This window comes from Bacteroides sp. 51, from assembly GCF_010500965.1.
Classification (GTDB): Bacteria; Bacteroidota; Bacteroidia; order Bacteroidales; family Bacteroidaceae; genus Bacteroides.
This window is the reverse complement of record NZ_QVMI01000022.1, coordinates 60699-67406: the sequence shown is the minus strand read 5'-3', so window position 1 is coordinate 67406 and position 6708 is coordinate 60699. Positions and strand designations below refer to the sequence as shown.

At 43.1% G+C, this 6708-nt stretch carries 2 protein-coding genes; one reads left to right on the top strand and one right to left on the bottom strand.

The features are described from left to right. Positions 1 to 424: 424 nt before the first annotated feature. Complete coding sequence (locus D0T87_RS16410; protein ID WP_163176209.1) at positions 425 to 1426, bottom strand: site-specific integrase; 1002 nt, start codon at positions 1424 to 1426, stop codon at positions 425 to 427. A gap of 763 nt (positions 1427 to 2189) precedes the next feature. Between D0T87_RS16410 and gltB the strand changes: the two genes are divergently transcribed. Further along, entirely contained in the window at positions 2190 to 6707 is a 4518-nt protein-coding gene (gltB, locus tag D0T87_RS16405) for a glutamate synthase large subunit (RefSeq protein ID WP_163176208.1), read from the top strand. The last annotated feature ends 1 nt before the right edge of the window (position 6708 follow it).

Below are 6708 nucleotides of genomic sequence, written 5' to 3'. Positions count from 1 at the left end.
GGATTCTGAAAAGTTTTTCTTCATAATGAATGATTTGGTAAATTAATGATAAGTTAATAACAATAGTTTGTTCTAATAAATAGAACAACAAAGATACAGCGGAATAAATCATATTATCTGGAAAATGGATTCTATATTGTACAAATATATTGTTTACTTCTTCATAATGGAAGGCAAGGCTAAATCTTAAGTTTGAGATGCCCCAGGCAAACTAGTGGAATGGCTAGGGCATACCAATGGGATGCCTAGGGCAAACCAATGGGATGGCACCGACCTTTTTAAGGAGGGGAATTTTTCACAAAAAAATTCCCCTTTACCACGCTTGGCAAGGGGAATTACAAACAAAACAACAAAGAATGCCGTGATTCACATCAAAACACCTCAATATAGTGGTTTCTATTATTATGGTTTCTATTTCATTTGCTCAATTAAACGGATTAACATCCGGTTCTTTTGAGGCTTTTTTTCGAGGAGTACCGGATTTACGTATTTTCAATACATCCAACTCTTCCTCTTTGGACAATTCTATATTGGAAATTACTTTCCGGTTTACCTGACGCAACATTTTATTCTCATATACCGCCAGACAAGGGTAAACAACCTGTTCCGAAGTATTCTCCAAAGACTCGCTGCCAACTGATACCGGGAATTCCTGGCCATAAGCAGCTTTTATCCATGAGTGGCGAGGCACATACGATGTCAACGAATCTTTCAATTTCAACATCTGCGATAAACTATCTAAACTTCTGTTATACCAACGCAAAGCATTTCGATAGCGCATATATCTCTTCTCTTCATTCCCATCAAGAATGGGTAGCAGGTAGGGAGACTCAGCCGTGTATCGCGAATACTTATCTATAATACGCAAGGCACAAGGTTCAAGAACAACAATCAGTTCCCGCTTTGTTTTACTACGCTGATAATGCAACACGCCCTCACAAACATCATCTTTACGTAAATTAGCCAGATCAACAAAAGAAATCCCTCTCAGACAAAACGACAATATAAACAGGTCGCGGGCAAACCCCAGCGAGGTGGATTTATTTCCTAAGTCAAGCTTGGTCAGACGTACAAAAATTTGTAATGAAGCAGAACATCTTTCAGATTGATCCATTCCTAAAAACAAGTTTGAAAACAAGTTGTCCGGCATGGCTATTTTTAAACGATCTACCGCCTGGTTGCATATCGAACGAAGCATTCTCAAGTATAAAGATACCGTATTCCGTGTCCGTCCTATATTTAAAAGATATTGCTCGTATTCCTTCAGCAAGGATCGGTTCAAATCAGAAAAATCTAATTCTATATTTCCGGCAAACTGCAAAAAGCTACGTACTGAACATTCATACGATCTGGCTAAACCATATCGCCCCGTCGTAGTCAGCTCTTCAGCAAGTTGTTGCGCGAATATCATTATGCCTTTATTCATACAAGAATAACTTTCTGAGTACAAAGTAAGCAAATTATGACCATATAATGCAACAAAAAAGACAATTTAATAAACTTTAATTTTTAAGAAAATATAGATTTATTTACATATGGAATAAGAAGAGTACAAAACACAGATCACAAATGACGCTAATAAACAGGAATTTAAAACACCACTCACATATAGAGTTTCGAATTTACAGTTTTATCTTTTAATACAAAATTAAATCATAAAAAGTTGTATTAATTGCAAATTTGGAAACGGAAGAAGTTGTATTATCTATTTTTAAGGCGAATAACTTCTATAATAAATCCAATAAATTGCATATTCTAAGCAGACAAACTTATATATATTATACATATAAGCGATAATATATATGCAAAAATACAAAATAAAGCAAATATTGTATCAAATTACACTTAAAAAAAGATTCAAAGATTGAATAAGTTGCACATTTCACTCATTTCGAACAAATAATAATGTATATCCCATACTTATTATACAACTCTTCGATTCATGGCAAACAGAAGATGGAATTTCATATGTCGCAAAGTTACAATAAGAAGGAAAAATAGGCACAATAATTTCGAATTATTATATAAAACAGAAGATAAAGCTTCATTTAATAAGTTTCCATAGGCGAAAACAAAATTCCCATTACTCAAACACCACTTTGATAATATCATTTTGAAATTAAATAAATATATTTGCAGAACATTTTGAAACAACAAACAGGTATTATAATGATATAAAGACAGGAATAATGAAAGAAAAAGAACTTTTTAACAACAAAACAAAAGTAGTACCTTACCATCAACAACCCGAGCAATCAGGACTATATCATGCCGCTAACGAGCATGATGCTTGTGGCGTGGGTATGCTGGTCAATATTCATGGTGGGAAATCACATGAAATTGTAGAATCTGCACTGAAAGTATTGGAAAACATGCGTCATCGTGGTGCAGAAGGTGCCGATAATAAAACGGGCGACGGTGCAGGAATTATGCTTCAGATTCCGCATGAATTTATTCTACTGCAAGGCATTCCCGTGCCTGAAAAAGGTAAATATGGTACCGGGCTCCTGTTTCTACCCAAAAATGAGCAGGATCAAACATCTATTTTGAGCATTGTAATTGAGGAAATTGAGAAAGAAGGCTTAATGTTGATGCATCTGCGCAACGTTCCAACCAACTCCGATATCCTCGGACAAGATGCGCTAGCCAGCGAGCCCGATATCAAACAGGCTTTCATTACCGGATTTACCGATCCGGAAACAGCAGACCGTAAGCTATATATAATAAGGAAGAAGATTGAAAACAGGATCAGAAACTCTCAGATTGAAACACGGCGTGAATTTTACATCGTTTCCCTGTCGGCAAAGAGCATTATATATAAAGGTATGCTCTCTTCTTTGCAATTAAGAAATTATTATCCTGACCTTACAAATACATATTTCACCAGCGGAATTGCATTAGTACATTCCCGTTTCAGTACCAACACTTTCCCTACATGGAGCCTGGCACAGCCTTTCCGCTTGCTGGCTCACAATGGGGAGATTAATACCATTCGTGGAAATCGTGCATGGATGGAGGCACGCGAAAGTGTGCTCTCCTCTCCTGCCCTTGGCAATATCAAGGATATCCGCCCTATCGTTCAGCCGGGCATGAGCGACAGCGCTTCACTGGATAACGTTTTGGAATTTCTGGTTATGTCGGGACTAAGCCTCCCACATGCCATGGCTATGCTCGTGCCCGAATCGTTTAATGAAAAGAACCCGATTAGCGAAGATCTGAAAGCGTTCTACGAATACCATTCCATCCTGATGGAGCCGTGGGATGGACCGGCCGCTTTGCTGTTCAGTGATGGCCGTTATGCAGGTGGCATGCTCGATCGTAACGGACTTCGTCCGGCACGCTACCTGATCACGCATGATGATATGATGGTTGTGGCGTCCGAAGTCGGAGTGATGAGCTTTGAACCTACCGAGATTAAGGCCAAAGGTCGCTTACAACCCGGAAAGATATTAATGGTAGACACCGAAAGAGGCGAAATCTACTATGACGGCGACCTGAAAAAAGAACTGGCAGAAGCCAAACCGTACCGTGCCTGGTTATCTAACAACCGCATTGAACTCGACGAGTTGAAAAGCGGACGTAAAGTTCCGCACAAAGTAGAAAGCTACGAATGTATGCTTAAAACGTTCGGTTACTCTAAAGAAGATATCGAAAGGATCATCGCTCCCATGGCAACCACAGGTGCGGAACCGGTGAACTCTATGGGGAATGATACTCCATTGGCCGTACTTTCCGACAAACCGCAGTTGTTATTCAACTATTTCCGTCAGCAGTTTGCACAGGTAACCAATCCTCCGATTGACCCGATTCGCGAGGAGTTGGTTATGTCTCTGACCGAATACATCGGAGCGGTGGGCATGGATATCCTCACTCCGGATGAAGACCATTGCAAAATGGTACGCTTAAACCACCCGATCCTGACCAACACACAACTTGATCTTTTATGCAACATTCGTTATAAAGGATTCAACACAATCAAGTTGCCGATGTTGTTCGAAGTTTCCAAAGGAAAAAGCGGTTTACAGGAAGCGTTGACCATTCTCTGCAAGCAAGCAGAAGAGTCTGTAAATGAAGGTGCGAATTATATTGTATTGACCGACCGGGGGATAAGCGAAACCCATGCTGCTATTCCGTCATTACTGGCTGTTAGCGCTGTACACCATTACCTCATCTCTGTTGGGAAACGAGTGCAGACGGCTTTGGTTGTAGAATCGGGCGAAATACGCGAGGTGATGCATGCAGCTCTGTTACTTGGTTTTGGGGCAAGTGCGCTCAACCCCTATATGGCCTTTGCTGTTCTGGACGAATTGGTTGCCAAACAGAATATACAACTTGATTATGCCACGGCAGAAAAGAACTATATCAAAGCCATCTGTAAGGGACTGTTCAAGGTAATGAGTAAAATGGGCATCAGTACAATCCGTTCCTATCGCGGGGCAAAAATCTTCGAAGCCGTAGGATTGAGCCAGGAGCTTAGCGATGCTTACTTCGGCGGAATCAACTCTTGTATAGGAGGTATCCGCCTCGACGAAATAGCTCGTGACGCTCTGGCATTTCACGCCAGAGCTAATCGTGAATTATTTCATGAAGGTATTTATTCTTTCCGCAAAGATGGGGAATCGCATGCATGGAATCCCGAAACGATAAGTACACTGCAACTCGCCACCCGTTTGGGCAGTTATAAAAAGTTTAAAGAATACACCTCACTTGTCGACAACAAAGAGAAGCCGATCTTCCTGCGCGATTTCTTCGACTTTAAGCGCAACCCAATCAGTATCGATAAGGTTGAACCTGCTGTAAACATCATGAAACGTTTCGTTACCGGGGCAATGTCATATGGTTCCATCAGCAAGGAAGCGCACGAAGCGATGGCTATTGCTATGAATAAAATCCACGGGCGAAGCAACACCGGCGAAGGTGGTGAAGACTCTACCCGTTTCACTCCACGCGAAGACGGAACGAGTCTGCGTAGCGCCATCAAGCAAGTGGCTTCCGGACGGTTCGGGGTAACGACTGAATATCTGGTGAATGCCGATGAAATTCAGATCAAAGTTGCCCAGGGTGCAAAACCGGGCGAAGGTGGGCAGCTGCCGGGATATAAAGTAGATCAGGTCATTGCAAGGACGCGCCACAGCATACCCGGTATTTCATTGATCTCCCCTCCTCCGCACCATGATATTTATTCGATTGAAGATTTGGCGCAGTTGATCTTCGACTTGAAGAATGTAAATCCTAAGGCAAAGATCAGCGTAAAGTTAGTTGCCGAGAGTGGAGTGGGAACCATCGCTGCCGGAGTAGCCAAAGCCAAAGCCGACCTGATTGTTATTTCGGGAGCCGAAGGAGGAACGGGTGCATCTCCAGCCTCATCTATCCGTTATGCAGGTATATCACCGGAGCTCGGATTGAGCGAGACACAACAAACGCTTGTCCTTAACGGATTGCGCGGACAGGTGATGTTGCAAGTTGACGGGCAACTGAAAACCGGTCGCGATATCGTACTTATGGCCATGCTGGGAGCAGAAGAGTTTGGATTTGCTACATCGGCACTGATTGTATTGGGATGTGTGATGATGCGCAAATGCCACATGAATACGTGTCCGGTGGGGGTAGCTACGCAAAACGAAGAGCTTCGTAAGCGTTTTCTCGGACGTAGCGAGTATTTGGTGCATTTCTTCAGCTACCTGGCAGAGGAGGTACGCGAGTATCTTGCCGAGCTAGGGTTTGAGAAACTCGATGATATTGTAGGACGTACCGATCTGATCGAGCGTAAGCCTAACGGTAACAACCCGAAGCACGCACTGTTAGACTTTAGCAAGGTACTGTTGAGCCTCGGGGCCACCCGGCACACCACCCGGCAAGACCATGCAATTGACCATGTGAAAGATATCGCGATGATCGAAGCGGCCAAAGAAGCAATCGGAAAATATAAAGAGGTTTCACTGGAATACACCATTGCCAATACGGATCGCTCGGTGGGTGCCATGCTTTCAGGATCAATTGCCATGAAATACGGCGGGAAAGGTTTGCCGGAACATACGTTGAACATTAAGTTTAAAGGATCTGCCGGACAAAGTTTCGGGGCATTTCTTGTTCCGGGGGTATATTTCAAGCTTGAAGGTGAAGCGAATGACTATTTGGGAAAAGGACTTAGCGGTGGTCACATTGCCGTACTCCCCCCGGTTCGCAGCAACTTCGAAGCCGAAAAGAATACGATTGCCGGTAATACCTTATTATATGGTGCAACATCAGGAGAGGTGTATATCAACGGCCGCGTGGGCGAACGTTTTGCCGTACGCAACTCCGGAGCCGTAGCCGTTGTTGAGGGCGTGGGTGATCATTGTTGTGAGTACATGACCGGCGGACGGGTGGTTGTACTGGGCGAAACGGGCAGGAACTTTGCCGCAGGTATGAGTGGCGGTGTAGCGTATGTATGGAATAGGAACGGTAACTTCGACTACTTCTGCAACATGGAAATGGTAGAACTATCGCTGATCGAAGAAGCCGGCTACCGGAAAGAATTACACGAACTTATCCGTCAGCATTATCTGTACACCGGCTCTAAACTGGCCCGCACTATGCTCGACGACTGGAACCGCTACGCAGAAGAGTTCATTCAGGTAGTACCCATTGAATACAAAAAGGTACTTCAGGAAGAACAAATGCAGAAACTACAACGCAAGATTGCAAACATGCAGAGAGACTATTAAA